The sequence below is a fragment of the Pseudomonas sp. 22082 genome (assembly GCF_052046055.1).
GTDB classification, from domain to species: Bacteria; Pseudomonadota; Gammaproteobacteria; order Pseudomonadales; family Pseudomonadaceae; genus Aquipseudomonas; species Aquipseudomonas pharyngis.
This window is the reverse complement of the sequence record NZ_JBQEQB010000027.1, coordinates 1-24,569: the sequence shown is the minus strand read 5'-3', so window position 1 is coordinate 24,569 and position 24,569 is coordinate 1. Positions and strand designations below refer to the sequence as shown.

Below are 24,569 nucleotides of genomic sequence, written 5' to 3'. Positions count from 1 at the left end.
GCGAACGTTATCAAGCGGTCGCCATTTTTTTGCCCACGGTGTTTTGATCTGAAGATGACCGCAGGCGGTCATGGAGGACAATCCAACACTGTTCTGCGATGCCGGTTCCTGTGGTTTTGATCCACATCTGATTGGCATCGAGTTTTTAAAGGTTGTTGCGCTCGTAAAGCTCGTCGTCATTCAGCACATAAACCAGTGCATCTTTTGCTTCGCTAACGACCAGGGGAGATTGGGTTGTCAGCACGAATTGGCAGTTTGGAAATGTTTTGCTCAATTGCTGGATAAGGTTGAGCTGCCATTCCGGATGCAGATGAAGGTCCACTTCATCGATGAGGACGACGCCTTCGCCGTGGAGCGGGTTGTCCAGTGACGGGTTCATCATGGCCAGTCGGCGGGCTATGTCGCCGACCAGCGCCAGCATCGACTTTTCGCCTTGCGACAATTGGGCGACATTGAAAGTGACGCCGTCCTTGTCGACCGCCATGTGCAGGCGAGGTTGTCGCTGTACTCGCAGGTTGGTGAAGCCCGGCATGAAGGCCGCGATGGCGCAGCGGACGGCCGTCAGTTGGGCGTCACGGGACGAAGCTTTTAGCTCGGATAACGTCTTCCAGGCTTCGCTCTAAGCACCAAGCTTTTGAGCTATTTCGTTCAATGCGGAATCGGAAATGCCGGACTCGTTTTCGCTGTCTTCACGCTCTCGAAACCATTCAAAGAAGCGGCGAAAGTCGGTGCTGTGTTTCAGTGAGTCGTCGTAGCCCGCCAGTTGATCGAAGGTTTGTCCGCTTTTGATTTTCAGCGGGATTTCGATAGCCGATCGCTCCACCGGATAGTAGGCGATCAGGGGGAGTGAGGCGTTGTCATCGGCTGTCAGCAGGACGCGATAGTGATCGGCGAGCAGATTTACGTCTTCCAGGGAGCTGCTCAGAGCCGTTTTCCCTTCCTGCTTGCTGTGTGACATACCCCATACGAATACATCGTCTTCTTCATCGGGATCAGAGTCGGGACTGACTCGCGGATGTGCAGGTTCTGCTACCGCGATCGAGACGATGGCAGCCGGGGTCTCTTTGCGAATGTCTTCCTCTGCGATATGGCTGCCATTGCCTTTTTGGGTGCGAATTCTTGCTATCAGCCAGCTCAGGCAGGTGGTGAGCGCTTTCAGCAGGGTGGTTTTACCGGCGCCGTTGATTCCCACGAAAACTGTGACGTTGGAATGGGATCCGGAGAGAGAAGCCAAATGAACGGTGATGTCATTGAACCGACCTACATTCGTGAGTTTGAGGCTGTCGATCTTCATTCATTCCCCTCTGTGTTTCAGTCGGTCAGGTGTTTGGCGAACGTCATTTCATCCGCGATAACCCGGCAATGCGGTGCAGTTTAGATGCATCTCTTTGAGCCGGTCACCTTTGAAAATCATTGCTGAATGTGCCCGGAAATTTACGCGGCAACACCCTTCAAACCCATCGGAAGTTTCCTTCAAAACGCGGCGGCGTTGGTGAACTGGTGGCTTGAGTCGTACGCCGATAACCTCATCGGGCCGCTGCAAAATCAGCGGTCGGATGTGGAAGTCCGGGGATAACAGGGAAGCGTATGTGCGCCTGTGACCACATGTTGGTATTTTTTATGCCACCATCGTTGTTTATGGCAGCTATGCGCAGGAGCACTCTCAAGTGCACCGGGTTTCTCTGGCCCCGGACTTCCACACCTGCGCAAAGCTGCCACCCTCTCGTGGAAGGGAGCTCGGCAGTTTTCTCCCTTAACGTCAGAGGTCTTCACACATGAAAAAAGCAGATCCGAGCAGGCCAGAAACTCCCACGAATTCAGATTCCCGCGAACAAATCGCTAATTCCAAACCCCGTTACATCCCCATCACCGGCATCGACTGCCAGATTCCCTGTCTCCTGATCGACCGAGAAGCCCCGTTAGACGTACTCCACGGCACCGCCGCCTACCGCTTGCGCAGCGTGACGCAGTTGCTGGAAACACTTTCATTGAGCGACGGCATCGGCCACGACGCCTTGCTGCTGCAGGACTTCGCCCGGGTGCTGGCAATCCCGCTGCGCGACAGTTGCGATCTGATGGATGTACTGGGCTGGAAGCTACAGGCGTAGTTTTCAAACCCTGAAATAAAAACGGGCGACCTTCTCAGGTCGCCCGTTTTTTATGGCGTGATTACCGGGTCAACTCACCCAGAATCCTGTGCGCAATCTTCACCCGCTCTCCATTCGGATAATTGCGGTTCGCCAGAATCACGATCCCGACTTTCTTCGACGGTACAAACGCGACATACGCACCGTAGCCAGCGGTGGAGCCAGTCTTGTTCAACAGCACGTTCGCCAGTTCTGGCTGCGGCGGATTCAGCCATTTGACCTTGTGCGGTTCCATGGCCATTGGCGTCGAGTTGCCGTCCAGCAGGCGGTCGAGGCTGATCGGGTAGGTGTAGCGTTCCCAGCCCAGGCCCTGGGTCATGTCGCCGACGGTGTAGTAGCCGGTGTGGGTGAGGGCGATGGCTTTTTGCAGGGGTGTTTCGAGTTTCGCGGTGTCAAGGTTGGCCTGGACGTATTGCAGCAGGTCGGCGGCGCTGGTTTTTACGCCGTAGGCTTCGGAATCGAGGGCGCCGGGGCTGACTCGGATCGGTTTGTTGTTCTTGTCATAGCCTTGGGCGTAGAGCTTTTGTTCAGACGCCGGCACCGACAGGAAGGTGTGCTTGAGCCCGAGTTTCGGCAGCAGGGTTTCGGTCATGACCTGATTGAACGGTTGACCGAGGCTTTTTGCGGCCAGGTAGCCGAACAGGCCGATGCTCGGGTTGGAATACAGGCGATGGCTGCCGGCCGGATACGTCGGTTTCCACTGTTGGTAATAGCCGAGCATCTTGTCGGAAGAATCTGCGGCATCCGGGAATTGCAGCGGCAGTCCCCCCGCGCTGTAGGTGCCCAGTTGCAGCAGGCTGATGTGGTCGAAGGCGCTGCCTTTGAGTTCGGGCCAGTGCTGGCTGGCCTTGTCGGAGAATTGCAGTTTGCCGCTGGCCTGGGCGTACGCGGCGAGGGTCGCGGTGAAGGTTTTGCTCACCGAACCGATTTCGAACAGGGTGTTTTCACTTACCGCTTGCCCGGTGCTTTTGTCGGCGACACCGTAATTAAAGTAATGCGCCTTGCCATCGACTGTCACGGCCACGGCGAGGCCTGCGATGTCCTGTTGCTGCATGACCGGGGTCACGGTGGCCTTGACCAGCGCCTGCAACTGATCGTCGGTTGGCGGGGCGGCCAAGCAAGTGGCGGTGCTGAAGAAAAGTCCGAAAGCGCTGTAGGACTTGAATTTGTTCAGGTTGATCGAAGGCATGCTTGAACCACTCTCCATGAGTGTTGATGGTGTTATCCCGCTACACTGCGAGCGTTTTCCGTCGGGCCGGCTGATCGGCGCCGCCAAATCTAGGCAGTCCGGCGTCTTTCGACAAACGATGAAAACTCGGACGAGCCATTAGAAAAATTTGGGACTTGGCATGATTCGACCTCAATTGCCTTTGAATGCACTGCGCGCCTTCGAAGCCTCTGCGCGTCACTTGAGCTTCACCCGCGCCGCCGTGGAGTTGTGCGTGACCCAGGCGGCCGTCAGCCATCAAGTGAAAAGCCTGGAGGCGCAACTCGGCGTGATCCTGTTCAAACGCCTGCCCCGTGGGCTGATGCTGACCGGCGAGGGCGAAACCCTGCTGCCGGTGCTGACCACGTCGTTTGATCATATCGCGCAGATGCTCGAGCGTCTGGCGGGCGGGCAATATCGGGAAATGCTCACGGTCGGCGCGGTGGGCACCTTTGCCGTTGGCTGGTTGTTGCCGAGGCTGGCGGACTTTCAGGCGAAACATCCGCTCATAGATTTGCGGCTGTCGACCAACAACAACCGGGTGGACGTCGCCGCCGAGGGGCTGGATTACGCGATCCGGTTTGGCGCCGGGGCGTGGCACGGCATTGAAGCGACCCGTTTGCTGGAGGCGCCATTGTCGGTGCTCTGCGTGCCGGAAATCGCCCGGCAACTGCACACGCCGGGGGATCTTCTGCAGCACCGTTTGCTGCGCTCCTATCGCACCGACGAGTGGCCGGAATGGTTTCACGCGGCCGGTCTGGCGACCCATGCTGCGCCGCCCCAGAGCATCGTGTTCGACTCGTCGCTGGCGATGATGGAAGCGGCGTTGCAGGGCGGCGGGGTGGCATTGGCGCCGCCGTTGATGTTTGCCCGGCAACTGGCGGCGGACCTGATCCGCCAACCCTTTGCCATCGAAATCAGCACCGGCAGCTATTGGCTGACGCGCTTGCAGTCTCGGCCGGAGACGTCAGCGATGGCGGCGTTCAAACACTGGTTGCTGGAGGCTGCGCAGGCTTAACGCACCAAACACGGCTTCTTGTTATCGAACGTCCAGCCCGGAATCAGAAACTGCATCGCCACGCTGTCATCCCGTGCGCCCAGCCCCATGCCTTTATAGAGTTCGTGGGCCTTGGCCACCTGATCCATGTCCAGTTCCACGCCCAGCCCCGGTTTTTTCGGCACCTGCACGCAGCCGTCGACGATTTGCAGCGGTGCCTTGGTCAGGCGCTGGCCGTCCTGCCAGATCCAGTGGGTGTCAATGGCGGTGATGTCGCCCGGTGCGGCGGCCGCGACGTGGGTGAACATCGCCAGGGAAATGTCGAAGTGGTTGTTGGAGTGCGAGCCCCAGGTCAGGCCCCATTCGTGGCACATTTGCGCCACGCGCACCGAACCCTGCATGGTCCAGAAGTGCGGGTCGGCCAGCGGAATGTCGACTGACTGCAACTGGATCGCGTGGCCCATTTCGCGCCAGTCGGTGGCGATCATGTTGGTGGCGGTTTTCAGCCCGGTGGCACGGCGGAATTCAGCCATCACTTCGCGGCCCGAATAACCATTCTCTGCACCGCACGGGTCTTCGGCGTAGGCCAGCACATGATGCTGGTCGCGGCACAAACGGATCGCTTCTTTCAATGACCACGCGCCGTTCGGATCGAGCGTGATGCGGGCATCCGGGAAGCGCTCGGCCAGTGCGGTCACCGCTTCGATTTCGGCATCGCCGCTGAGCACGCCGCCCTTGAGTTTGAAGTCCTTGAAGCCATAACGCGCGTGCGCAGCCTCGGCCAGACGCACCACGGCGTCGGCGGTCATGGCTTTCTCGTGACGCACGCGGAACCAGTCGTTGTCGGCATCCGGTTCGCTGCGGTAGGCGAGGTCGGTTTCCCGGCGGTCGCCCACGTAGAACAGGTAACCGAGCATCTTCACTTCATCACGCTGCTGGCCTTCGCCGAGCAATGCGGCCACTGGCACGTCGAGGTGCTGGCCGAGCAGGTCGAGCAGGGCGGCTTCCAGCCCGGTGACCGCGTGAATGGTGATGCGCAGGTCGAAGGTTTGCAGGCCACGGCCGCCGGCATCGCGGTCGGCGAAGGTCTGGCGGACCTGGTTGAGGATCTTCTGATAAGTACCGATCGGGCTGCCGACCACCAGGCTGCGAGCGTCTTCGAGGGTCTGGCGGATGCGTTCGCCGCCGGGCACTTCACCGACGCCGGTGTGGCCGGCGTTGTCCTTGAGGATGACGATGTTACGGGTGAAAAACGGCCCGTGGGCGCCGCTCAGGTTGAGCAGCATGCCGTCGTGGCCGGCCACCGGGATGACTTGCATTTCGGTGATGATCGGAGCTTTGGCGATGTCGTGTGCGGTCATTTGGCGTTGTCCTTTCAAGCGGATTCAGGCGTGTTTCGGCGCGGCATCGGCCACGGCGACGTCAGGTGCGGATTTGGGTGTCATACGGGCGGCGAATACGATGATCGCGGCAATGATCGAGGTCGCGGCCAGGCCATAGAGGCCGCCCTGGATCGAACCGGTGTGTTGCTCGAGCAAACCGAAAGTGGTGGGAGCGACGAAGCCGCCGAGGTTGCCCACTGAGTTGATCAACGCGATCACGGCAGCGGCGATCCGCGCATCGAGATAAGCCTGCGGAATCGGCCAGAACAGCGACGATGCGGATTTGAAACCCAGTGCGGCAAAGCAGATCGCGACAAAAGCGAAGATCGGCCCGCCGGTGGTGGACATGAACATCCCCGCAGCAGCGATCAGCAATGCAGTGGCAACCCACGCCTGCTGGTGTTTCCACTTCGCCGAGAACGAAGCGAACGCGTACATGCCAATGATGGACAGCAGCCACGGAATCGAGTTGAACAGGCCGACCTGGAAGTCGCTCATCTCGCCCATCTTCTTGATGATGCTCGGCAGCCAGAACGTTGCGGCGTAGATCGTCAATTGAATGAAGAAGTAGATCAGGCAGAACAGGATGATCTGGCGATCTTTGAGCAGTTTGCCCAGCGACGGCCGGATCGGGGTCGCGGCTTCGCGGGCCTTCTGCTCATCGTCGATGGCTTTGACCAGCGCATCCTGTTCGGCGCGGGTCAGCCATTTCGCATCGTGGGGTTTGGCGTCGAGCCAGAACCAGACGAATACGCACAGGCAGACCGAAAACATCCCCTCAATGAAATACATCCACTGCCAGCCATGCATGCCCAGACCTTCGATCTGCAGCAACAGGCCGGACAACGGGCCGGAAATCAGCGAGGCCACGGCCGAACCGCTCAAGAAAATCGCAATCGCCTTGCCGCGCTCGGCCCCCGGCAACCAGCGGGTGAAGTAGTAGATCACTCCGGGAAAGAACCCGGCTTCGGCCACGCCGAGCAGAAATCGCAGGATGTAGAAGTGGGTTTCGTTCTGGATGAACGCCATGCCGGCGGCCACCAGGCCCCAGGTGAGCATGATGCGGGTCAGCCAGATTCGCGCGCCGACCTTTTGCAGCAACATGTTGGAAGGGACTTCGAACAGCGCGTAACCGATGAAGAACAGACCGGCACCGAAACCGTAGGCCGCGGCACCGATGCCGAGGTCGTGTTCCATGTGGGTACGGACGAAACCGATGTTCACCCGGTCAATGTAATTGACGATGAACATGATGACGAACAGCGGCAGGACGTGGCGTTTGACTTTGGCAATGGCGGAGGACAGCACCGAATCGGCGCCCTCGTTCATCCCGGCAATGGACGATTTCACTTGGTTTTCTCCCACTCGTTATTTTTATGCGGGGTGTGGCTGGTGTTGCGTTGTTGATAGACATCATACAACTAGATTTTTTTGTCCTACAAGCGGGAGTGCTCAATCAAATTTGTCTACGGGAAAGGGTTTTTATGCTTTTTCAGATTTTATGCGCCGTGTTTGTTGGCTTTTGTAGGAGTTTTGGCACGCGTAGTAGAGCGTTTTGTTCCAGTGCAAGTGGGGCGACTGCTCGGCGCAGTGGAAGATTTTCTAGCTAAAATTGAGTGTTGTCATACAAGCTGGATCCCGGAATTCATAGGAGCTCATACAAGTCATTGCCGCCAGTGCTACGATCGGTTTGCCCCGATCACCGGAACCGACCATGCAAGACGACTTCGACGCCCCCGCCCGTAAACGCGCGCACAACCTGGCCCACGACCTGGTGGAAAAACTGACCCAGAGCATCCTGCTCGGTCAGATGCTGCCCGGTGACAAGTTGCCGTCGGAAAACTCGATCGTTCAGGAACACGGCGTCAGCCGCACCGTCGTGCGTGAGGCGATTTCCAAGTTGCAGGCGTCAGGGCTGGTGGAGACGCGGCACGGTATCGGCACCTTCGTGATCGAACGCGCAGCGGAGCAGGGGCTGCGGCTGAATGTCGACACCGCGCTGGGGGTGCGCAGCATTCTCGAGCTGCGCATGGGCCTGGAGACGCAAGCGGCGGCGCTGGCCGCGCAGCGCCGCACCGAGCAACAACTGGTGCAGATGCGTCAGGCGCTGGACGACTATCAGCGTCTATTGGCCAATAACGACAGCTGCGTCGAAGCCGACCGGCGCTTCCACTTGCTGATTGCCGAAGCCACCGGCAATGTCTGCTTCACCGAAATCATGCAACACCTTGGCAGCGCGATGATCCCGCGCACCCGGGTCAATGCGGCCGAGCGCGGGGCGGTGGATTTGAGCAAGCTCGGGCAACTGGCGAATCTTGAGCATGAGGCGATCTTCAACGCCATCAAACGTCAGGACGCGGACGCGGCGCGCGCAGCAATGTGGTTGCATCTGACCAACAGTCGAGACCGGTTTTCGGCCACGAGCTGAATGCCGCTGGTCTGTTCGATAGCACGCCCTGTGGGGCGGCACTTCCAACGAGTACGACCCGGATCTTCCGGGCCTCATGCTCTGAGGTGCAATCATGGCTGACGATACGCTGTTTCAGGGAGGCACGGCCCCAACCGACCCTACCCGCAAAGTCCCCGGTACGGATGAGCCGACTCTGGCCGATCACGAGATGCCGCCGGGCGTCATGCCCGGGCGCGACCCGTTGAGCGATGCCGACCGGCCGGAAGACTGGAAGGATCCGTCGTCCGATGAAGACATACCGCCGGCTGACGAGCCGACACCGCTGTCCGATGACAGGCGCTGAACAAAACCCGGCTGATTGCCGGGTTTTTTTGATGCTTTTAAACAGCGCCGAGATCGCGCATCAACAAGCCGAAGCGCAAATCCACCGCATCCGGAATCGGCAGATACACCGTGTGCCCGTCCCCCGGCGCCACGTCGATGGCTTCGCCCTTGAGGTTCTGCAGTTCATGCAGATCAAAATGGAAATTGCCCTTGGGCGTCATCAGTTCCAGATGATCGCCCAGCGCAAATCGGTTCTTAACCTTGACCTCGGCCAGACGATCCCGGCGCTCGCCGGTCAGTTCACCCACGAACTGCTGACGCTCCGACACCGAGCTGCCGTTCTGATAGTTCTGGTATTCGTCATGCACGTGCCGGCGCAGGAAGCCTTCGGTGTAGCCGCGCTGGGCGAGGGATTCCAGATCGGTCATCAGGCTGCGGTCGAATTCGCGGCCGGCCACCGCATCGTCAATGGCCCGGCGATAGACCTGGGTGGTGCGCGCGCAATAGAAGTGCGATTTGGTCCGGCCTTCGATCTTCAGTGAGTGCACGCCCATGCGGGTCAGGCGCTCGACGTGCTGCACCGCGCGCAGGTCCTTGGCATTCATGATGTAGGTGCCGTGCTCGTCTTCGAAGGCCGGCATCAGCTCGCCGGGTCGGTTGGCTTCCTGCAACAGGAACACCTGATCGGTGGGGGCGCCGAGGCCGAGGGTCGGTTGCGGTTCGAAGGTCTGCACGATTTCGCCGAGCTGGTTTTCGCTGGCCTCCTGCGCCGAGTATTTCCAGCGGCAGGCGTTGGTGCAGGTGCCCTGATTGGCGTCGCGTTTGTTCATGTAACCCGAGAGCAGGCAGCGGCCGGAATAGGCCATGCACAGCGCGCCGTGGACGAACACTTCCAGCTCCATGCCGGGCACTTGCTCGCGGATTTCGCCGATCTCTTCCAGCGACAATTCACGGGACAGGATGATCCGACTCAAGCCCTGCTGTTGCCAGAATTCGACACTCGCCCAGTTCACCGTGTTGGCCTGCACCGAGAGGTGGATCGGCATCTGCGGGAAGTGGCGGCGCACCAGCATGATCAGGCCGGGGTCGGACATGATCAGCGCGTCCGGCGCCATCTCGATCACCGGCGCCAGGTCCTTGAGGAAGGTCTTCAGTTTGGCGTTGTGCGGCGCGATGTTGACCACCACGTAGAAGCGCTTGCCCTGGGCCTGGGCTTCACGAATGCCAAGCGCCAGGTTGGCATGATCGAACTCGTTGTTGCGCACCCGCAGGCTGTAGCGTGGCTGGCCGGCGTACACCGCATCGGCCCCATAGGCGAAGGCGTAACGCATGTTTTTCAGGGTGCCGGCGGGGGCGAGCAGTTCGGGGGTGAAGGAGGTCGTCATGGCGGCGTCGGTCGCAAAAGCGCGGCAGGGTAGAGCAGTTGCGCCGAGGGTTTATTGATCTGGATCTATGCTCAATGAAGAAACAGGGCACTCGCGCTGACGCTGGCTGACTAAACGGGACGGGCGCGGGTGGCGCCTGACTGACCTGGACCGGACATGAACCAAAAGAGTCTGCAATTCAAATCCCTCACCGTGCTGTTGTTTCTGGTGACGGTCGCCTTCATCTGGATCCTGCTGCCGTTCTACGGTGCGGTGTTCTGGGCGGTGATCCTCGGCATCCTGTTCGCACCGATGCAGCGCCAGTTGCAACTGAAATTCGGCTGGCAACGCAACCTCACATCACTGTGTACCTTGAGCATCTGCCTGGTGATCGCGATTTTGCCGGTGATCGTCCTCAGTGTGCTGCTGGTGCAGGAAGGGGCGACGCTTTACGACAATATCGAAAGCGGCAAGCTCGATATCGGCGCTTATCTGGCGCAGTTCAAGCACAGCCTGCCGCCTTACTTTCAGCACTTGCTCGACCGCTTCGGCATGGGCGAACTCAATGCCTTGCGCGAAAAAATCGTCAAGACCGCCATGCAGGGCAGTCAGGCGCTGGCGAGCCAGGCGTTCAGTTTCGGCCAGGGCACATTCGAGTTCGTGGTGAGTTTTTTCATCATGCTGTACTTGCTGTTTTTCTTCCTGCGCGACGGCGCCGAACTGGCGCGCAAGGTGCGCACAGCGATACCGCTGGAGGAGCATCACAAGCGTCGCTTGCAGTTGAAATTCAATCGCGTGGTACGCGCCACGGTGAAGGGCAATCTGCTGGTGGCGATCACGCAGGGTGCGCTGGGCGGGGCGATTTTCTGGTTTCTCGACATTCCCAGTGCGTTGCTCTGGGCGGTATTGATGGCGTTTCTGTCGTTGCTGCCGGCGGTGGGCGCGGGGATTGTCTGGGTGCCGGTCGCGGTTTACTTCCTGCTCAGCGGGATGATCTGGCAGGGCGTGGTGCTGGGGCTGTTCGGGGTGTTCGTGATCGGTCTGGTGGACAACCTGCTGCGCCCGATCCTGGTGGGCAAGGACACACGGATGCCGGACTACATGATCCTGATCTCGACCCTGGGCGGATTGGCGGTGTTCGGGCTGAACGGCTTTGTGATCGGGCCGCTGATCGCGGCCCTGTTCATGTCGAGCTGGGCGCTGTTCATCGAAAGCAAACCGAAAGTGCAGCTGCCTTAAGCCTTGAACGGGCCGCTGAGCAGTTGTTGCGACAGCGCTTGAGCCGCCGGCAAGGACGTGAGCGGGCCGCTGACCGGCTCGCCGTCGCGCACCAGATACCAGCAGGCGAGCAGCCCCAGCTCTCTGAGCGATGCGGGAACGGCGCTGCCGACAACGGACATGATTTGAACCTGAGCCATGAAAAGTACCTCCATCAATCTGTGGAGCTACCTTAGGGAATTGGCCGTTTCAGGGACAATCAACGCTTTCGATAGTGGTCATTGACGCCGCTGAGGGCTGGCTCAATCCACCACTTGATCGAGCATGTGCACGATCTCGTGTTCGTTGAGAAAACCCTTACGCACCAGGTTTTCTGCCAGCAACGAGAGAAACTTCGCCGTGCGGTGGCCTTCCAGGTGCTTGAGTTCGGTCAGGGCGTTGTAGACCTTGCTCGAGGTGCATAAACCGACGATGCGGTGCGGATTCTGTGTAGGCATTCAAGTCGTCCTTGTTGTTATCAACCTGTTGTTTGCGGACGGATTCAGAGTGCGGTTCCGTCATGACAAATAGATGACCGTTTGTGTGTTGCCCCCGACGGTCGAGTCCATCATGCCGACTTTAACGGTTCAAACTGTCCCCACAGCGACCTTGGCGAGATTTTTTCAGACCTTGGCCGACGGACGGTTGGCTTTTCCGCCGGCAATAATATGCGCGCAATAAAAAGCCCCGCTAACAAGCGGGGCCCTTGTGTGCCGGTTACCAGCGCGGGCCACCGTAGTAGTGTGGCCGGCCGTAATAACCACGCGGCGGGCCGTAATACACCGGGGCCGGTTGGACGTAGACCGGTTGCTGCACATAGACCGGGGCCGGCTGGTAATAAACCGGTGGCGGCGGTTGCTGCACGTAGACCGGAGCCGGTTGAGCGTAAACAGGCTGTTGGACATACACCGGGCGATCCTGGTTGATGAGCGCCGAGCCGATGATGGCCGAGCCGACGATCGCACCAAATACCGCCGGGCCCTGCCAGCCACCGCCGTGGGCTTCTGCCTGACCCGTGATCGCGAATGCACCAATCAACAAGGCCACGATGGGGAGTTTACGAATCATGATAATTCCTCGGTTCTTCGACCCGGCGTCCGAACCTGCAACAGGCCCGGAATGGCGCGGGGATACTTCTAAGACAGCAACATTTTGAAAAACAGCACGGCCGCTGGGTAAATTTTGTGTAAGGTCTGTACCGGTTTGTTTACCGAGCTTGCGGCATCGACTGTGATGCCCGGAACAGACCGCCTAATCATCGTTCAGAACCCGATGGCCTGGCTAATCCCGTCCATCCGAAAGTGCATTCGAAGGAGCCTCCCATGCAGATGAACCCCAACAAAGACACCCAATTGTGCATGTCCCTGTCTGGGCGTCCCGGGAATTTCGGTCTGCGGTTTCATAACCATTTGTATGAACAACTGGGCCTGAATTTCTACTATAAGGCGTTCAGCAGCCAGGACCTTCCCGGTGCGGTCGGCGGGATCCGCGCGCTGGGGATTCGCGGTTGCGGCGTGTCGATGCCGTTCAAGGAAGCGAGCATTGCGCTGGTTGATGAACTGGACGCCTCGGCGGCGGCGATCCAGTCGATCAACACCATCGTCAACACCAACGGCCATCTCAAGGCCTACAACACCGATTACATCGCCATCGCCCAGTTGCTGGACACCCACGCGGTGCCGAAGGACTCGACTTTCGCCCTGCGCGGCAGCGGCGGCATGGCCAAGGCTGTGGCCAGTGCCTTGCGCGATGGCGGTTACAAAAACGGTTTGATCGTCGCCCGCAACGAACGCGCCGGGCGTGCGCTGGCGGACTCCCTGGGGTATCGCTGGCAGGCGGAACTGGGCGACGAGCGCCCGCAGATGCTGATCAACGTGACCCCTGTCGGCATGGACGGTGGCCCGGAAGCGGGTCAACTGTCGTTTGAGGTGGATGTGATCAAGTCTGCCGACACCGTGTTCGATGTGGTGGCGATCCCCTCGGAAACCCCGCTGATCGTGCGCGGTCGTGCCGAAGGTAAAAAGGTGATCACCGGGCTGGAAGTGATCGCGATCCAGGCGCTGGAGCAGTTCGTGCTGTACACCGGCGTGCGGCCGACGGTCGAGCAGTTCGATGCGGCGGTGGCGTTTGCCCGCAGCTAAAGAGCTTGGGTCGTGCGGTGCCTGACCGGGCCTTTTCGCGAGCAAGCCCGCTCCCACATTGAAATGNTCCCCTGTGGGAGCGGGCTTGCTCGCGAAGGCCGCGACATGGTTTTTGATCCGAACAGTTTGCCTATACTGCCGGCTCGGCAAGCACAGACTTGCCCATCACAAAAAAGCCGAGGCTTGCATGCATCCGCCCATTCTCAACCTGAATGACGTCGAACTCGAACCACTCCCCGAATCATTGGCCCCCGAGGGCGAAACTGCCGGGCGTTATCAGCAGAAGTTCGCCCGGGTCGGCCAGCAACTTGGCGCGCAGAAACTCGGTTATCGGCTGTATGCATTGCCGCCAGGCATGCGCGGCAGTCCGTTTCACAGTCATCGGGTCAATGAGGAAATGTTTTACGTGGTGGCCGGGGAAGGGGAAGTGCGCCTCGGCGCCGAACGTTTCCCGATCCGGGCCGGCGACGTGATCGCCTGCCCGCCGGGCGGCCCGGAAGCAGCGCACCAGATCATCAACAGCAGTGCTGCGGAACTGCGCTATCTGGCGGTCAGCACCCAGCAGCAACCGGAAATCTGCGAGTACCCGGATTCCAACAAATACGCGGTGATGGACAACTTCAGCGTCGATGCCGAAGGCAATGCCTCGGGCTTCGTGGCGGTGGCGCGGCAGGCGGACGGGGTGGATTACTGGGACGGCGAATAACACCGTCCCCGGTGCACTTATTCTTCGAGACGGGCCAGACGCTCTTCCAGCGCCGCAATCCGCGCTTCCAGCTCTTCGATGCGCTCCACTGACACACCGCTGGCAGCCCCGCGATCACTCGGGTTCTGCCGCGCCGCGATAATCGCCTCGATGTCCGCCGGATCGCCCAGCGCGTGGGTATAACGATCTTCGCGCTGGCCGGCCTGACGTGGAATCAACACCGCCAGCTCCCGGGCGATCAGGCGTTCCAGCTGATGCACCACTTGTTCGGCGTCTTCAAACTCATGCATGCGACCGCTGCGGGTCAGCAGTTCGTTGACGGTCTGCGGGCCGCGCAGGAACATCAGCCCGGTCAGGATCAATTGCGCCGGCACCAGCTCCAGTGCCTTGTCGACCTTGTGCTCCCAGCGGTCGGCGCGGCTGCCCATCACCAGTTTGGTGAAGCCGCGGCTTTCGAGGGCGCGCAGGCTCTGGCCGACCTGGCCCTGGGTCAGGTTCATCACTGGCTCCCGGCTGGTTTTCTGGTTGCAGGCCAGCACCAGTGCGTTGAGGGTCAACGGGTAGGTTTCCGGGCTGGTAGCCTGTTTCTCGATCAACGAGCCCAGAATGCGGATTTCCGTGGCGTTGAGCCGTGGTTCGTCGGAGCGGGTTTCAAATTCTGTGGTCATCGCGCGTTCCCTCTGCAGTCGAAGGCGCCTAGCCTAATCCTTGCTGGATAAAAGACAAGCCGCGCCGCCATGCGAGCATGGCTATAATCGCCCCCACGATTCACCCAGCCACCACGTGAGACTGCCATGACCATTTCCCTGTACGCCGCATCCGTCCCGGTTTTTCAACAAATGCTCAACGCCGTGAGCGATGTGCTGAAAAAGGCTGAAGCCCACGCCACCGAGAAAAACATCGACCCGAACGCCTTCCTGCAAGCGCGTCTGTACCCCGACATGTTCCCGCTGGTGCGTCAGGTGCAGATCGCCGTGGACTTCGCCAAAGGCGTTTCCTCGCGTCTGGCCGAAATCGAAATCCCGAAATATGACGACACCGAAACCACCTTCGCCGAGCTGCAAGCGCTGATCGCCAAGGTTCTGGCCTTCATCGGCGAGATCAAGCCAGAGCAGATCAATGGCAAGGAAGGCATCGAGATCGTGACTCGCCCGGGCACCCCGAAAGAGAAGCGCTTCAGCGGCCAGGCTTATCTGCTGAGCTACGGTCTGCCGCAGTTCTTCTTCCACGTCACCACCACCTACGCACTGCTGCGTCACAACGGTGTGGAAGTGGGCAAGCGCGATTACATGGGCGCGTTCTAAAACGTTCTGCAACAAAAAGCCCGCCAAGGTTTACGCCTTGGCGGGCTTTTTGTTGCGCCGGTTTTTTACGCCGGGCGCTGGGCTTTCTGCTCTTCGCCCAGGCACGCGGCGGCGGTGAACAGCACGTCGGTGGAGGAGTTCAGCGCCGTTTCGGCCGAATCCTGCAGCACGCCGATGATGAAACCGACGGCCACCACCTGCATGGCGATTTCGCTCGGGATGCCGAACAGGCTGCACGCCAGCGGGATCAACAGCAGCGAACCACCGGCCACGCCCGAGGCACCGCAGGCGCAGATCGCAGCGACGACGCTGAGCAGGATCGCGGTCGGGATGTCCACGGCAATGCCCAAGGTGTGCACGGCGGCGAGGGTCAGCACGGTGATGGTGATCGCCGCGCCGGCCATGTTGATGGTGGCGCCGAGCGGGATCGATACCGAGTAGGTGTCTTCATGCAGGCCCAGGCGCTTGCTCAGTTCCAGATTGACCGGAATGTTCGCCGCCGAGCTGCGGGTGAAAAACGCAGTGATGCCGCTTTCACGCAGGCACTGGAGCGTCAGCGGGTACGGGTTGCGGCGCAGCTTCCAGAACACGATCAGCGGGTTCATCACCAGCGCCACGAACAGCATGCAGCCGAGCAGTACCGCCAGCAGGTGCGCATAACCGATCAATGCGCCAAACCCGGAGGTGGCCAGGGTCGACGCTACCAGACCGAAAATGCCCAGCGGTGCGAAGCGAATCACGACCCGGACAATCAGCGTCACGCCGTTGGACAGATCACCCAGCACTTCGCGGGTGGTGTCGCCGGCGTGCCGGATCGCCACGCCCATGCCGATGGCCCAGGCCAGAATGCCGATGAAGTTGGCGTTCATCAGTGCGCTCACCGGGTTGTCGACCACGCTCAGCAACAGGCTTTGCAGCACTTCACTGATGCCGCCCGGCGCGCTTACGGCGATGTTGTCGGTGGACAGCACCAGATGCGACGGGAACATCATGCTGGCAATCACCGCGACCACGGCAGCGGCGAAGGTGCCAAGCAGGTAAAGGAACAGGATCGGCCGGATGTGGGTTTCCTGGCCGTGCTTGTGGTTGGCGATCGAGGCCATGACCAGCACGAACACCAGGATCGGCGCCACGGCTTTCAGGGCCGAGACGAATACTTTGCCGATGAAGGCCGTGCCTTTGGCCGCTTCCGGCGCGAACAGCGCGAGGGCGATGCCGGCAATCAGGCCGATCAGGATCTGGGTGACCAGGCTGAGGCTTTTAAGACGTTGCAATAGAGAAGGGGATGAAGCGGTCATGAACGGCATCTCTGTTTTTTTATAGGGTGCAAGGTTGCGTGATCCGGGCGATTGATCGGGGGCAGGCCACGGACACAAACCGAAAGGACTGACGCGCCAGCCACACCGTTAAACGGGTGGTTGAACAGGGTGTACGTTTTGCAGGGCGCGGACTTTATCACAGGGTCGTCCGATTCCTTCAGGCCTGTGACGATCTGCCACCGGATCCCTCTACAACTTAGACAGGTTTGTGCAAGTCACTCGGGAAACACTCTGTTAAGATTGCGCATCCTTATTTTCAAGTTCTGCCAGCGGGCCCTCGGGTCAACGCTGGTGTCGTCGTTTTGCTGGAGTTCCTCATGCTGTTGCCCATCCTTCTGTTGTCCGCCGCCGGGTTTACGGTGCTGACCACGGAGTTCGTCATCGTCGGCCTGCTGCCGGCGATTGCCCGCGACCTGGCCGTCACCATCCCGCAAGCCGGGTTGCTGGTGACGCTGTTCGCTTTCACCGTAGCGATGTTCGGTCCTTTTCTGACCGCGTATTTCGCCCGCTTCGAGCGCCGCAAACTGTTCATCACCATCCTGATCATGTTCGGTCTGGCCAATACCGTGGCGGCGTTGGCGCCGAACATCTGGGTCATGGCGATTGCCCGGCTGATCCCGGCGCTGGGGCTGCCGGTGTTCTGGGCGCTGGCCAGTGAAACGGCGGTGGACATCGTCGGCCCGGACTTCGCCGGTCGCGCGATCGCCAAGATCGGCTTCGGCATTGTCTGCGCCACCGTGTTCGGCATTCCGGTCGGTACGCTGATTTCCGATGCGTTCGGCTGGCGCAGCGCGTTCGCCATTCTGGCGGTGATCGCGTTTGCCAAGGCGCTGCTGCTGTTTGTCTATCTGCCGAAAACCAGCCTGCACCAGCATCAGGTCAGTTTCGCCTCGCAGTTCAAGATCCTGCGCAGCCCGTTGATGCTCGGCCATGTGTTGCTGTCGATCCTGGTGTTCAGCGGCATGTTCACCGCCTACACCTATCTGGCGGATATTCTCGAAAGGCTGGCCGGCTTCAATGGCACCGTGGTCGGCTGGTGCCTGATGGGCTTTGGCGCGGTCGGTCTGATCGGCAACTCGCTGGGCGGTCGTGCGGTGGATCGTCATCCGCTGATGGCTTCGGTGATGTTCTGCGCGTTCATGATTCCGGGGATGGTGGCGCTGGTGCCGAACATCAATTCGTCGCTGGGTCTGGCGGCGGCGATGGGCATCTGGGGCGTGACCCAGGCGGCGCTGTTTCTGGTCAGCCACGTGCGCTTGATGAAAGCGGCTCCTGAAGCGCCGGCCTTCGCCGCGTCGCTGAACATTGCCGGGGCCAACCTCGGGATCGGCCTGGGCGCGATCATTGGTGGTCGGGTGATCGACAGCGCCGGTCTGGGCTTTGTGGGTTTCGCCGCCGCCGGGTTCATCCTGCTGTCGATTTTCCTCGCCATGGTGCTGATGGTGCTCAAGCCGCGCGACGTCTGCGCGCCGTCTTAAAAGGCTGTAAACAGCTCGCGTCGGGCACCTTCGGTAATCGCTTTGATGCCGGGGTGCTTGACCTTGCGCTCCACCGAGATCGCGTAGAACGACTCGCTCACCGCATCGGTCTGGCCGATCAACTCGACGCCGTACTGGCGCTTCACCTCATCGGCAATCACGCTCGGGCCGATGAAAATCCCGCTGCCGGACTGGCCGAACGCCTGCATCAGGGCGCTGTCATCGAACTCCCCGACAATCCTCGGCTGAATCTGCTGCTCGGCGAACCAGCGCTGTAAACGGCTGCGCACCACGGTTTCCGCGCCGGGGATCAACAGCGGCGCACCGTGCAGGCTGCGGGGAAAATCCTGACCGTATTGCGCGGCCAGTTCGGCGGTGGCAAAGAAACTGATCCCGCATTCGCCTAGCTTCTGGCTGTAGCCCTTGATGTCCAGGTGCGAGGGCATCGGGCTGTCGGAGATCACCAGGTCCAGGCGCTGGATTGCCAGATCCGCCAGCAGGCGTTCGAGCTTGTCTTCGCGGCAGGTGATGCGTAGCGGTTCGCTCAACTCCATGGTCGGCGCGATCAGGCGATAGACGATGGATTTGGGCACCACGTCCGCCACGCCGACCCGAAACAGGATCTGCTGTTCATTGGGCTGGGCGCGCAGCATCAGCTCCAGCTCGCCGCCGAGCTGGAACATCTGCTCGGCGTAGGGCAGGGTCTGACGCCCGGCCTCGGTGAGTTCCAATTGCCGTCCGACCCGTTGAAACAATTCGATGCCATAGGTCTGTTCGAGCAAGGAAATCTGCCCGCTGATGGTCTGCGGCGTCAGGTTCAGTTGCTCGCAGGCGCGCACGATGCTGCCGGTCTTGGCCACCACCCAGAAGTAGTGCAGTTGTCGGTAATTGAGCATGGGGTTCGGTCCGTCCAATACAGTTCGTATAAATCGAAGTATAGCCGCTAAAAATACGAATTTTCCTGAAGTGTTTGTCTCCCTAGAATGCCCAGCCATCGACGGCTGGCCTGTACGGCGCTGTCTGTTCTATCGAGGGAAGCATCATGAAACTAAAAACTACGGGGCTGTTGATCGCGTCTTTACTGGTACTGGCCGGTTGCGACCAGGCCGAAAAGAGCGCCCAGCAACTGATGGGGCAGGCGGCCGAGGCGGCCAAACAAGCCATCGACGACACGCATAAAGCTGCCGAAGAGGCGCTCAGCGATGCCACCGGCAATCTGATCAGCAAGAAAGAACCGAAAGACGACGAAGAAAAATCCGAATCGTCCTCCCAGGAAATCTAAACCGTCTTACACAGAGTCAGGACTGACCCATGGAATACCTGTTAGAACTCGCTTCCAGCCCGACCGCATGGATTGCTTTGGCCACACTCGTGGTGATGGAAATCGTGCTCGGCATCGATAACCTGATCTTCATCTCGATCCTGACCAACAAACTGCCCGAGCAGTACCGGCAGAAGGCCCGTCGTCTGGGGATCGGCATGGCGCTGATCATGCGTCTGGCCCTGTTGAGCACCATCGCGTTCATCGTTCAGCTGACCGCGCCGGTCATCGAGATCCTCGGCCACGCGTTCTCCTGGAAGGACATGATCCTGATCGCCGGCGGCCTGTTCCTGTTGTGGAAGGCGACGACCGAGATCCATCACAGCATGGACCCGGCACCGGAAGATCCGAAGACCGCGACGTCGAAGGTGACCCTGGGCTTCGCCGCCGCCATCGGGCAGATCCTGATGCTGGACATGGTGTTCTCGATCGACAGCATCATTACCGCTGTCGGCATGACCGAACACTTGCCGATCATGGTGATTGCGGTTGTGGTCTCGGTGCTGGTGATGCTGTTTGCGGCTGATCCGCTGGCCAAGTTCATCAACGACAACCCGACGGTGGTCATGCTGGCTCTGGGCTTCCTGATCATGATCGGCATGACGCTGATCGCCGAAGGCTTTGGCGCCCACGTACCGAAAGGTTATGTGTATGCCGCCATGGCGTTCTCGGCTGCGATTGAAGTGCTGAACATGATGTCGCGCCGCGCCAAGCAGAAGAAACTGACTGCCGAAGCGTAAACGCTGGAAAACCAAAGGCCGCCTGAACTTGCGAGAGTCCAGGCGGCCTTTTTGTTGGAGTCGGTTACGGAAAATCAGTGCGCGGTGGCGTGACGGGCATCGTTTTGCTCGATCTTCCTGGTCGGTGCGGGTTGTACCGGGTGGTGATGGCGGCGGGAAATCCGCAACACGCCCCACAGCATGGCGGCGGCAACGGCCAGCCAGCCGGCAATCAGCATTACGATGGTCATGGTCAGGCTCATCTGTGCCTCCTCTTTGCCCTGCGTCGGGCGCGCTTTCTTTGGCTCTTGTCTGAATGACAGTCTAGTCGCTGGTGTGTTTCAGGCTATTGACCAAAGGTCGGTGGTGACCAATCAGTTCGCTCTATGCAGCCGACGCATCTGCCGCTTTGGGCTATACCGCAGCGTGGCGCCGTCCTATGATCCTCGACCAAGCCGGAACACGATGACCGGTAACTGATCAAGAGAGTGATGATGGTGCAGCTATTTTCCCGGATCCGCGCGGCGCTGCTGGTGGCCGGTTGCGTGACAGCATTGGTGGGGTGTGCGGGCAGTGTGGCGCCGGAGGTCAAGCGCCTGCCGGAGCGGGTCGAGCTTAGCGGTACGTTCTATCGCGGGGAGGCCTATCAAAGCGGGCCGCAAGTGCTGGCCAGCCTGCTGTCGCAGCAGGGCATCGTGATCACGCCGGGTCTGCTGGAAAAACCGCTGCGCTTGCCGGGCGCCGAGGACAAATTGCAACAGAATCTGCAGAACCTTGCCCGTGAATACGGCATGGTCGTGTATCCGCTGGACAGCAACTTGCCGGCGCTGCTGACTCAGGTGGCGGCCGGGTATCCGGTGATGGTGCGTTTCAGCGAAGGTTCGGCGTTTTGGGCGGAGCCGCGTTACGCGATCCTGTCCGGCTACGATCGCTTGAAGCAGAAGGTGCTGCTGCGCGCCGGGATGAATCGCCGTGAATTGATGAGCTTCAGCTCGTTCGAGTCGGCCCTGGAAAAATCCGGCGGCTGGGCAGTGTTGATCCAGAAGCCGACGCAGATTCCGGCGGCGGTCGATCAACAGCGCTGGCTCAAGGCTGCCGACGCACTGGCGCAAGCCGGGCAGGAGCGGGAAGCGGCGCAGGCGAGGAAGGCGCTGGCGGCGCATTGAGGTTCCGTTCGTCGCCTGTCGGGCACCCTGGCGGAGGATGCGCTTCTGAACTGTAGCGTCCCGTGTTTTACGGGCCAGTTTCAGGAGGCGAATATGGCAATTCCAACTTCACCCAGCGGGCCGCATTCTTCCGAGCATGGGAGCGGCGACGACCTGGGCTTCGATCCGGACTCGCCTGATCTGGACGATCCGCAAGTCGATCCCATTGGCCCGGCGAAGGCGCCGAAGGATGTGCAGCCGGGCGACGATCCCAAGCGTCCGGCCAAGCCTTACGATCCCTTGGCTGATCTCAAGCCTTGAAGCGAGGTGCGTATGAGTACCGATTCGAGTTTCGACGACCACAAGCCTGACAGTGTGCCCACCACGCCTGAGCCGGAAGTTGATCCGGTGCTGGATCCTGAGAGCCCTCTGCGCGATCCGTTGGCGCGTCCGGCGGTGGTGACGCCGGAGCATTCCCGCGACCCGAGCGCTGGTGACGGCATTCCCGATGACGACAAGATGCCGTTGCCCAACGACTGAGTGCATAAATGAAATAGCCCCGACGATTCGGGGCTTTTTCATGGGGGGACGGATTACTTGGACGCTTCGATCACGCCGCTCTGGCGACTCTTGAGGTTTTTGTCGGCCTTGTATTGCTGAGCCACGGCGGGGACGTTGGCACTCTTGCCGGTTTCCACCCAACTGCGGATGCGGCTGGCATCGGCGAAGTGAGTGTATTTGCCGAACGCGTCGAGAATCACCAGGGCGACCGGGCGGTTGGCCATGCGGGTCACCAACACCAGACAGTGACCGGCAGGGTTGGTGAAACCGGTCTTGGTGATGCGGATATCCCAGTCGGCCTTGTTGACCAGGTGATCGGTGTTACGGAAGCCCAAGGTGTAATTGGGTTTGCGGAACGAGACGGTCTTTTCCTTGGTGGTGGTCAGCTCGATGAGCAGCGGCTGTTTGTGCGCGGCCACCAGTAACTTGCTCAGGTCGCGGGCGGTGGAGACGTTGCGCTCGGACAGGCCGGTGGGCTCCACAAAATGTGTGCTGGTCATGCCCAGCGCCTTGGCCTTGGCGTTCATCGCGGCGATGAACGCCGCGTAACCGCCCGGATAGTGGTGAGCCAGGCTGGCGGCGGCGCGGTTTTCCGAGGACATCAGGGCAATCAGCAGCATCTCCCGGCGGGGCAGTTCGCTGCGCAGCTTGACGCGGGAAAACACGCCTTTCATTTCCGGCGTGTGGCTGATGTCGACGTCAATCCATTCGTCCATGTTCTGGTGCGCTTCGACCACTACCAAACCGGTCATCAATTTGCTCACGGAAGCGATGGGCACCACCACGTCCGGGTTGCTGGAATAAATGACTTTGTTGGTCTGCAGATCCATCAGCAGGGCGCTGCCGGAGGCAATCTTCAATTGCGAAGCATCTCGAGGGGCGGCGGTGGTTTCGGCGGCGTTGACCGTTGGCGTGAGGAGCGTGCCTGAAAATGCAAAAACCAGGCTCAGGATGGACAGACGAATATTCACGCGGGCGAACTCATGAAGGTTGGAAATGCCGTTCTTTGTAACGGCCTGTGTCGTAAAAACGACGCATTTTAGGAGTATGGTTGAAGAACTGTCGATGGTTGTCCGCAAGGCATGAAAAAGTCGTGAAAAGCCCTGTAAAAATAGGGGTTTCCGGCGAACGGTAAAGGTTTTTTCGAGGGCATGAAAAACCCCGCACAAGGCGGGGTTCTCGGAGCGCGGAAAACGCGACTCAGGCGTGCAGGGTTTCTGCCGCGTAGAGGGTGTTTTCCAGCAGGCAGGCACGGGTCATCGGGCCGACGCCGCCGGGTACCGGAGTGATCCAGCCGGCGCGGGGCAGGGCGGTCTCGTAGACCACATCACCCACCAGTTTGCCGTCTTCCTGGCGGTTGATGCCGACGTCGATCACGATCGCGCCTTCCTTGATCCACTCGCCCTTGACCAGGCCCGGCTTGCCGGCGGCCACGACCACCAGGTCTGCGCGGCCGACGTGTCCGGCCAGATCCTTGGTGAAGCGGTGGGTAACGGTCACGGTGCAACCGGCCAGCAACAGTTCCATTGCCATCGGGCGACCGACGATGTTGGACGCGCCGACAACGACTGCGTCCATCCCGTACAGATCGGCACCGGTGCTTTCCAGCAGGGTCATGATGCCCTTCGGGGTGCAGGGGCGCAGCAGCGGAATACGCTGGGCCAGACGACCGACGTTATAAGGATGGAAACCGTCGACGTCCTTGTCCGGGCGGATGCGTTCCAGCAATTTGGAGGCGTCCAGGTGCTCTGGCAGAGGAAGTTGAAGCAGAACGCCGTCGATTGCCGGGTCGTCGTTCAGTCGATCGATCAGATCGGTCAGCGCTTCTTGAGTGGTTTCGGAAGGCAGGTCGTACGCTTGAGAGAGGAAGCCGACCTCTTCACAGTCTTTACGCTTGTGCGAGACATAAACCTGAGAGGCAGGATCGCTGCCGACCAGGATCACCGCGAGGCCTGGCGTGCGCAGACCTTGCTGGCGACGTTCGGCAACCCGTTGGGCGATCTGCTGGCGCAGGCTGGCGGCGATCGATTTGCCGTCGATTAGTTGTGCAGTCATTGCGCGTGATTAACCATCGAGAGGGGAAAAAAAGAGAACGCATTCTCGCATGTCAAACGGTGAGGGCAAAGGCGCTTGGTCAGCAAATTCCCCTAAGCCCTTTAATTAAATGAATTTTTTTCAAAAAGGATTTGACGACCTTCAGGTCGCTCTATACTATTCGTCGCACTTGTCGGGCACAGCCTAGCACTGGTTAAGAAGGTCGAGCGAAATCAACGTTTTGCGAGACTGGAAAGCACTTAGTTTGTAGTCCTCCAAGGGTACAGCTAACAAGGCGCCCGTAGCTCAGCTGGATAGAGCATCCGCCTTCTAAGCGGATGGTCGCAGGTTCGAGTCCTGCCGGGTGCGCCATTAGGCAGCATTGGCACAAGTAGCGCGATATGGTGGGCGTAGCTCAGTTGGTAGAGCACGGGATTGTGACTCCCGTTGTCGTGGGTTCGATCCCCATCGTCCACCCCATATTTCGAAAGGCGCCAGATGTAACAGTCTGGCGCCTTTGCTTTAAAAGCTTCATCTGCGGATGTGGTGGAATTGGTAGACACACTGGATTTAGGTTCCAGCGCCGCGAGGCGTAAGAGTTCGAGTCTCTTCATCCGCACCAATCAAAGCTTCATTCATGCCATTGGCCGGGTGAAGTTCTACAAAGAAGTTGTTTGGCTTCTTTGGCACGCAATATGGTGGGCGTAGCTCAGTTGGTAGAGCACGGGATTGTGACTCCCGTTGTCGTGGGTT

29 protein-coding genes and 3 tRNA genes are annotated in these 24,569 nt (G+C 59.9%); 17 read left to right on the top strand and 15 right to left on the bottom strand.

Features of this window, described 5'->3' with window-relative positions:
- Positions 1 to 145 precede the first annotated feature (145 nt).
- The gene (locus ACTJK9_RS25620) at positions 146 to 532 is read right to left on the bottom strand and encodes an AAA family ATPase (protein ID WP_440817094.1); all 387 of its coding nucleotides are present in this window, start codon (positions 530 to 532) and stop codon (positions 146 to 148) included.
- Positions 533 to 619: 87 nt separating this feature from the next.
- Positions 620 to 1,294, bottom strand: coding sequence for an AAA family ATPase (locus tag ACTJK9_RS25615; protein ID WP_440817091.1), 675 nt, complete (start codon positions 1,292 to 1,294; stop codon positions 620 to 622).
- 481 nt (positions 1,295 to 1,775) lie between these two features.
- On the opposite strand from ACTJK9_RS25615, the gene ACTJK9_RS25610 reads away from it, so the two are divergent.
- Positions 1,776 to 2,108 carry a hypothetical protein gene (locus ACTJK9_RS25610; protein ID WP_371857745.1) on the top strand — a complete coding sequence of 111 codons (333 nt, stop codon included), beginning with the start codon at positions 1,776 to 1,778 and terminating at the stop codon, positions 2,106 to 2,108.
- A gap of 61 nt (positions 2,109 to 2,169) precedes the next feature.
- Here the strand turns inward: ACTJK9_RS25610 and ampC are convergent, their stop codons facing one another.
- Positions 2,170 to 3,336, bottom strand: a complete 1,167-nt coding sequence (gene ampC, locus ACTJK9_RS25605; RefSeq protein WP_221397714.1) for a class C beta-lactamase — start codon at positions 3,334 to 3,336, stop codon at positions 2,170 to 2,172.
- Positions 3,337 to 3,496: 160 nt separating this feature from the next.
- Here ampC and ACTJK9_RS25600 point away from each other — a divergent pair, with 160 nt between their 5' ends.
- Positions 3,497 to 4,372 (top strand): LysR family transcriptional regulator, encoded by an 876-nt coding sequence (locus ACTJK9_RS25600; protein WP_085612726.1) that lies wholly within the window; start codon positions 3,497 to 3,499, stop codon positions 4,370 to 4,372.
- Here ACTJK9_RS25600 and gudD read toward each other — a convergent pair.
- Entirely contained in the window at positions 4,369 to 5,712 is a 1,344-nt protein-coding gene (gudD, locus tag ACTJK9_RS25595; RefSeq protein ID WP_085608310.1) for a glucarate dehydratase, read from the bottom strand. The two genes, ACTJK9_RS25600 and gudD, sit on opposite strands and share 4 nt — an antisense overlap.
- A gap of 24 nt (positions 5,713 to 5,736) precedes the next feature.
- Positions 5,737 to 7,083 (bottom strand): MFS transporter, encoded by a 1,347-nt coding sequence (locus tag ACTJK9_RS25590; RefSeq protein WP_440817084.1) that lies wholly within the window; start codon positions 7,081 to 7,083, stop codon positions 5,737 to 5,739.
- A gap of 364 nt (positions 7,084 to 7,447) precedes the next feature.
- Between ACTJK9_RS25590 and ACTJK9_RS25585 the strand changes: the two genes are divergently transcribed.
- Together ACTJK9_RS25585 and ACTJK9_RS25580 are read left to right on the top strand one after the other, a co-directional pair.
- Entirely contained in the window at positions 7,448 to 8,161 is a 714-nt protein-coding gene (locus tag ACTJK9_RS25585; protein ID WP_221397711.1) for a FadR/GntR family transcriptional regulator, read from the top strand.
- Positions 8,162 to 8,255: 94 nt separating this feature from the next.
- Positions 8,256 to 8,486, top strand: coding sequence for a hypothetical protein (locus ACTJK9_RS25580; RefSeq protein ID WP_064597887.1), 231 nt, complete (start codon positions 8,256 to 8,258; stop codon positions 8,484 to 8,486).
- Between the two features lie 37 nt (positions 8,487 to 8,523).
- On the opposite strand, the gene trhP is transcribed toward ACTJK9_RS25580, so the two are convergent.
- A complete protein-coding gene (trhP, locus tag ACTJK9_RS25575) occupies positions 8,524 to 9,852 on the bottom strand; it encodes a prephenate-dependent tRNA uridine(34) hydroxylase TrhP (RefSeq protein ID WP_064597885.1) in 1,329 nt (442 codons plus the stop codon).
- A 156-nt stretch (positions 9,853 to 10,008) separates the two neighbouring features.
- Between trhP and ACTJK9_RS25570 the strand changes: the two genes are divergently transcribed.
- A complete protein-coding gene (locus ACTJK9_RS25570) occupies positions 10,009 to 11,070 on the top strand; it encodes an AI-2E family transporter (protein WP_039767635.1) in 1,062 nt (353 codons plus the stop codon).
- On the opposite strand, the gene ACTJK9_RS25565 is transcribed toward ACTJK9_RS25570, so the two are convergent.
- From ACTJK9_RS25565 to ACTJK9_RS25555, 3 genes are all read right to left on the bottom strand, one after another.
- Entirely contained in the window at positions 11,067 to 11,249 is a 183-nt protein-coding gene (locus tag ACTJK9_RS25565) for a hypothetical protein (RefSeq protein WP_064597883.1), read from the bottom strand. The genes ACTJK9_RS25570 and ACTJK9_RS25565 overlap by 4 nt on opposite strands.
- 102 nt (positions 11,250 to 11,351) lie before the next feature.
- Entirely contained in the window at positions 11,352 to 11,546 is a 195-nt protein-coding gene (locus tag ACTJK9_RS25560) for a hypothetical protein (protein ID WP_007951579.1), read from the bottom strand.
- Between the two features lie 259 nt (positions 11,547 to 11,805).
- Positions 11,806 to 12,156 (bottom strand): hypothetical protein, encoded by a 351-nt coding sequence (locus ACTJK9_RS25555; protein ID WP_007951578.1) that lies wholly within the window; start codon positions 12,154 to 12,156, stop codon positions 11,806 to 11,808.
- Between the two features lie 254 nt (positions 12,157 to 12,410).
- Here ACTJK9_RS25555 and ACTJK9_RS25550 point away from each other — a divergent pair, with 254 nt between their 5' ends.
- Positions 12,411 to 13,229, top strand: a complete 819-nt coding sequence (locus ACTJK9_RS25550; RefSeq protein WP_221397709.1) for a shikimate 5-dehydrogenase — start codon at positions 12,411 to 12,413, stop codon at positions 13,227 to 13,229.
- 187 nt (positions 13,230 to 13,416) lie between these two features.
- Positions 13,417 to 13,935, top strand: a complete 519-nt coding sequence (locus ACTJK9_RS25545; RefSeq protein WP_085612723.1) for a cupin domain-containing protein — start codon at positions 13,417 to 13,419, stop codon at positions 13,933 to 13,935.
- Between the two features lie 17 nt (positions 13,936 to 13,952).
- Here ACTJK9_RS25545 and ACTJK9_RS25540 read toward each other — a convergent pair whose 3' ends face one another.
- Positions 13,953 to 14,603, bottom strand: coding sequence for a YceH family protein (locus tag ACTJK9_RS25540; RefSeq protein WP_085612722.1), 651 nt, complete (start codon positions 14,601 to 14,603; stop codon positions 13,953 to 13,955).
- Between the two features lie 126 nt (positions 14,604 to 14,729).
- On the opposite strand from ACTJK9_RS25540, the gene ACTJK9_RS25535 reads away from it, so the two are divergent.
- Positions 14,730 to 15,239 carry a DUF1993 domain-containing protein gene (locus tag ACTJK9_RS25535; protein WP_007951572.1) on the top strand — a complete coding sequence of 170 codons (510 nt, stop codon included), beginning with the start codon at positions 14,730 to 14,732 and terminating at the stop codon, positions 15,237 to 15,239.
- A 65-nt stretch (positions 15,240 to 15,304) separates the two neighbouring features.
- Here ACTJK9_RS25535 and sstT read toward each other — a convergent pair whose 3' ends face one another.
- Entirely contained in the window at positions 15,305 to 16,537 is a 1,233-nt protein-coding gene (gene sstT / locus ACTJK9_RS25530; protein ID WP_064600897.1) for a serine/threonine transporter SstT, read from the bottom strand.
- Positions 16,538 to 16,875: 338 nt separating this feature from the next.
- Between sstT and ACTJK9_RS25525 the strand changes: the two genes are divergently transcribed.
- Entirely contained in the window at positions 16,876 to 18,036 is a 1,161-nt protein-coding gene (locus tag ACTJK9_RS25525) for an MFS transporter (protein WP_440817075.1), read from the top strand.
- Here the strand turns inward: ACTJK9_RS25525 and nhaR are convergent.
- Positions 18,033 to 18,932 carry a transcriptional activator NhaR gene (gene nhaR, locus ACTJK9_RS25520; RefSeq protein WP_064380824.1) on the bottom strand — a complete coding sequence of 300 codons (900 nt, stop codon included), beginning with the start codon at positions 18,930 to 18,932 and terminating at the stop codon, positions 18,033 to 18,035. The two genes, ACTJK9_RS25525 and nhaR, sit on opposite strands and share 4 nt — an antisense overlap.
- A 146-nt stretch (positions 18,933 to 19,078) precedes the next feature.
- Between nhaR and ACTJK9_RS25515 the strand changes: the two genes are divergently transcribed.
- Positions 19,079 to 19,318, top strand: a complete 240-nt coding sequence (locus tag ACTJK9_RS25515; protein WP_085608319.1) for a hypothetical protein — start codon at positions 19,079 to 19,081, stop codon at positions 19,316 to 19,318.
- 29 nt (positions 19,319 to 19,347) lie between these two features.
- Positions 19,348 to 20,097: a TerC family protein gene (locus ACTJK9_RS25510; protein ID WP_039767626.1), complete on the top strand. Its 750-nt coding sequence runs from the start codon at positions 19,348 to 19,350 to the stop codon at positions 20,095 to 20,097.
- Positions 20,098 to 20,171: 74 nt separating this feature from the next.
- On the opposite strand, the gene ACTJK9_RS25505 is transcribed toward ACTJK9_RS25510, so the two are convergent.
- Positions 20,172 to 20,339: a hypothetical protein gene (locus ACTJK9_RS25505; protein ID WP_178076488.1), complete on the bottom strand. Its 168-nt coding sequence runs from the start codon at positions 20,337 to 20,339 to the stop codon at positions 20,172 to 20,174.
- Between the two features lie 231 nt (positions 20,340 to 20,570).
- Between ACTJK9_RS25505 and ACTJK9_RS25500 the strand changes: the two genes are divergently transcribed.
- The 3 genes from ACTJK9_RS25500 (at position 20,571) to ACTJK9_RS25490 (ending at position 21,761) form a co-directional block, all read left to right on the top strand.
- Entirely contained in the window at positions 20,571 to 21,242 is a 672-nt protein-coding gene (locus tag ACTJK9_RS25500) for a peptidase C39 family protein (protein WP_085612720.1), read from the top strand.
- A 93-nt stretch (positions 21,243 to 21,335) separates the two neighbouring features.
- Positions 21,336 to 21,542, top strand: coding sequence for a DUF6021 family protein (locus tag ACTJK9_RS25495; protein WP_041475356.1), 207 nt, complete (start codon positions 21,336 to 21,338; stop codon positions 21,540 to 21,542).
- Between the two features lie 12 nt (positions 21,543 to 21,554).
- On the top strand, positions 21,555 to 21,761 hold the full coding sequence (locus tag ACTJK9_RS25490) for a hypothetical protein (protein WP_007951563.1): 207 nt from the start codon (positions 21,555 to 21,557) through the stop codon (positions 21,759 to 21,761).
- Between the two features lie 53 nt (positions 21,762 to 21,814).
- Here ACTJK9_RS25490 and pbpG read toward each other — a convergent pair whose 3' ends face one another.
- Together pbpG and folD are read right to left on the bottom strand one after the other, a co-directional pair.
- Positions 21,815 to 22,753, bottom strand: a complete 939-nt coding sequence (gene pbpG, locus ACTJK9_RS25485) for a D-alanyl-D-alanine endopeptidase (RefSeq protein WP_011335039.1) — start codon at positions 22,751 to 22,753, stop codon at positions 21,815 to 21,817.
- A 229-nt stretch (positions 22,754 to 22,982) separates the two neighbouring features.
- Complete coding sequence (gene folD, locus ACTJK9_RS25480; RefSeq protein WP_011335038.1) at positions 22,983 to 23,837, bottom strand: bifunctional methylenetetrahydrofolate dehydrogenase/methenyltetrahydrofolate cyclohydrolase FolD; 855 nt, start codon at positions 23,835 to 23,837, stop codon at positions 22,983 to 22,985.
- A 274-nt stretch (positions 23,838 to 24,111) separates the two neighbouring features.
- Here folD and ACTJK9_RS25475 point away from each other — a divergent pair.
- The 3 genes from ACTJK9_RS25475 to ACTJK9_RS25465 all read left to right on the top strand — a co-directional run bounded on the left by ACTJK9_RS25475 (position 24,112) and on the right by ACTJK9_RS25465 (position 24,438).
- Positions 24,112 to 24,188, top strand: a tRNA-Arg gene (locus ACTJK9_RS25475).
- Between the two features lie 32 nt (positions 24,189 to 24,220).
- Positions 24,221 to 24,296 (top strand) — tRNA-His (locus tag ACTJK9_RS25470).
- 57 nt (positions 24,297 to 24,353) lie between these two features.
- A tRNA-Leu gene (locus tag ACTJK9_RS25465) sits at positions 24,354 to 24,438 on the top strand.
- Positions 24,439 to 24,569: the final 131 nt, after the last annotated feature.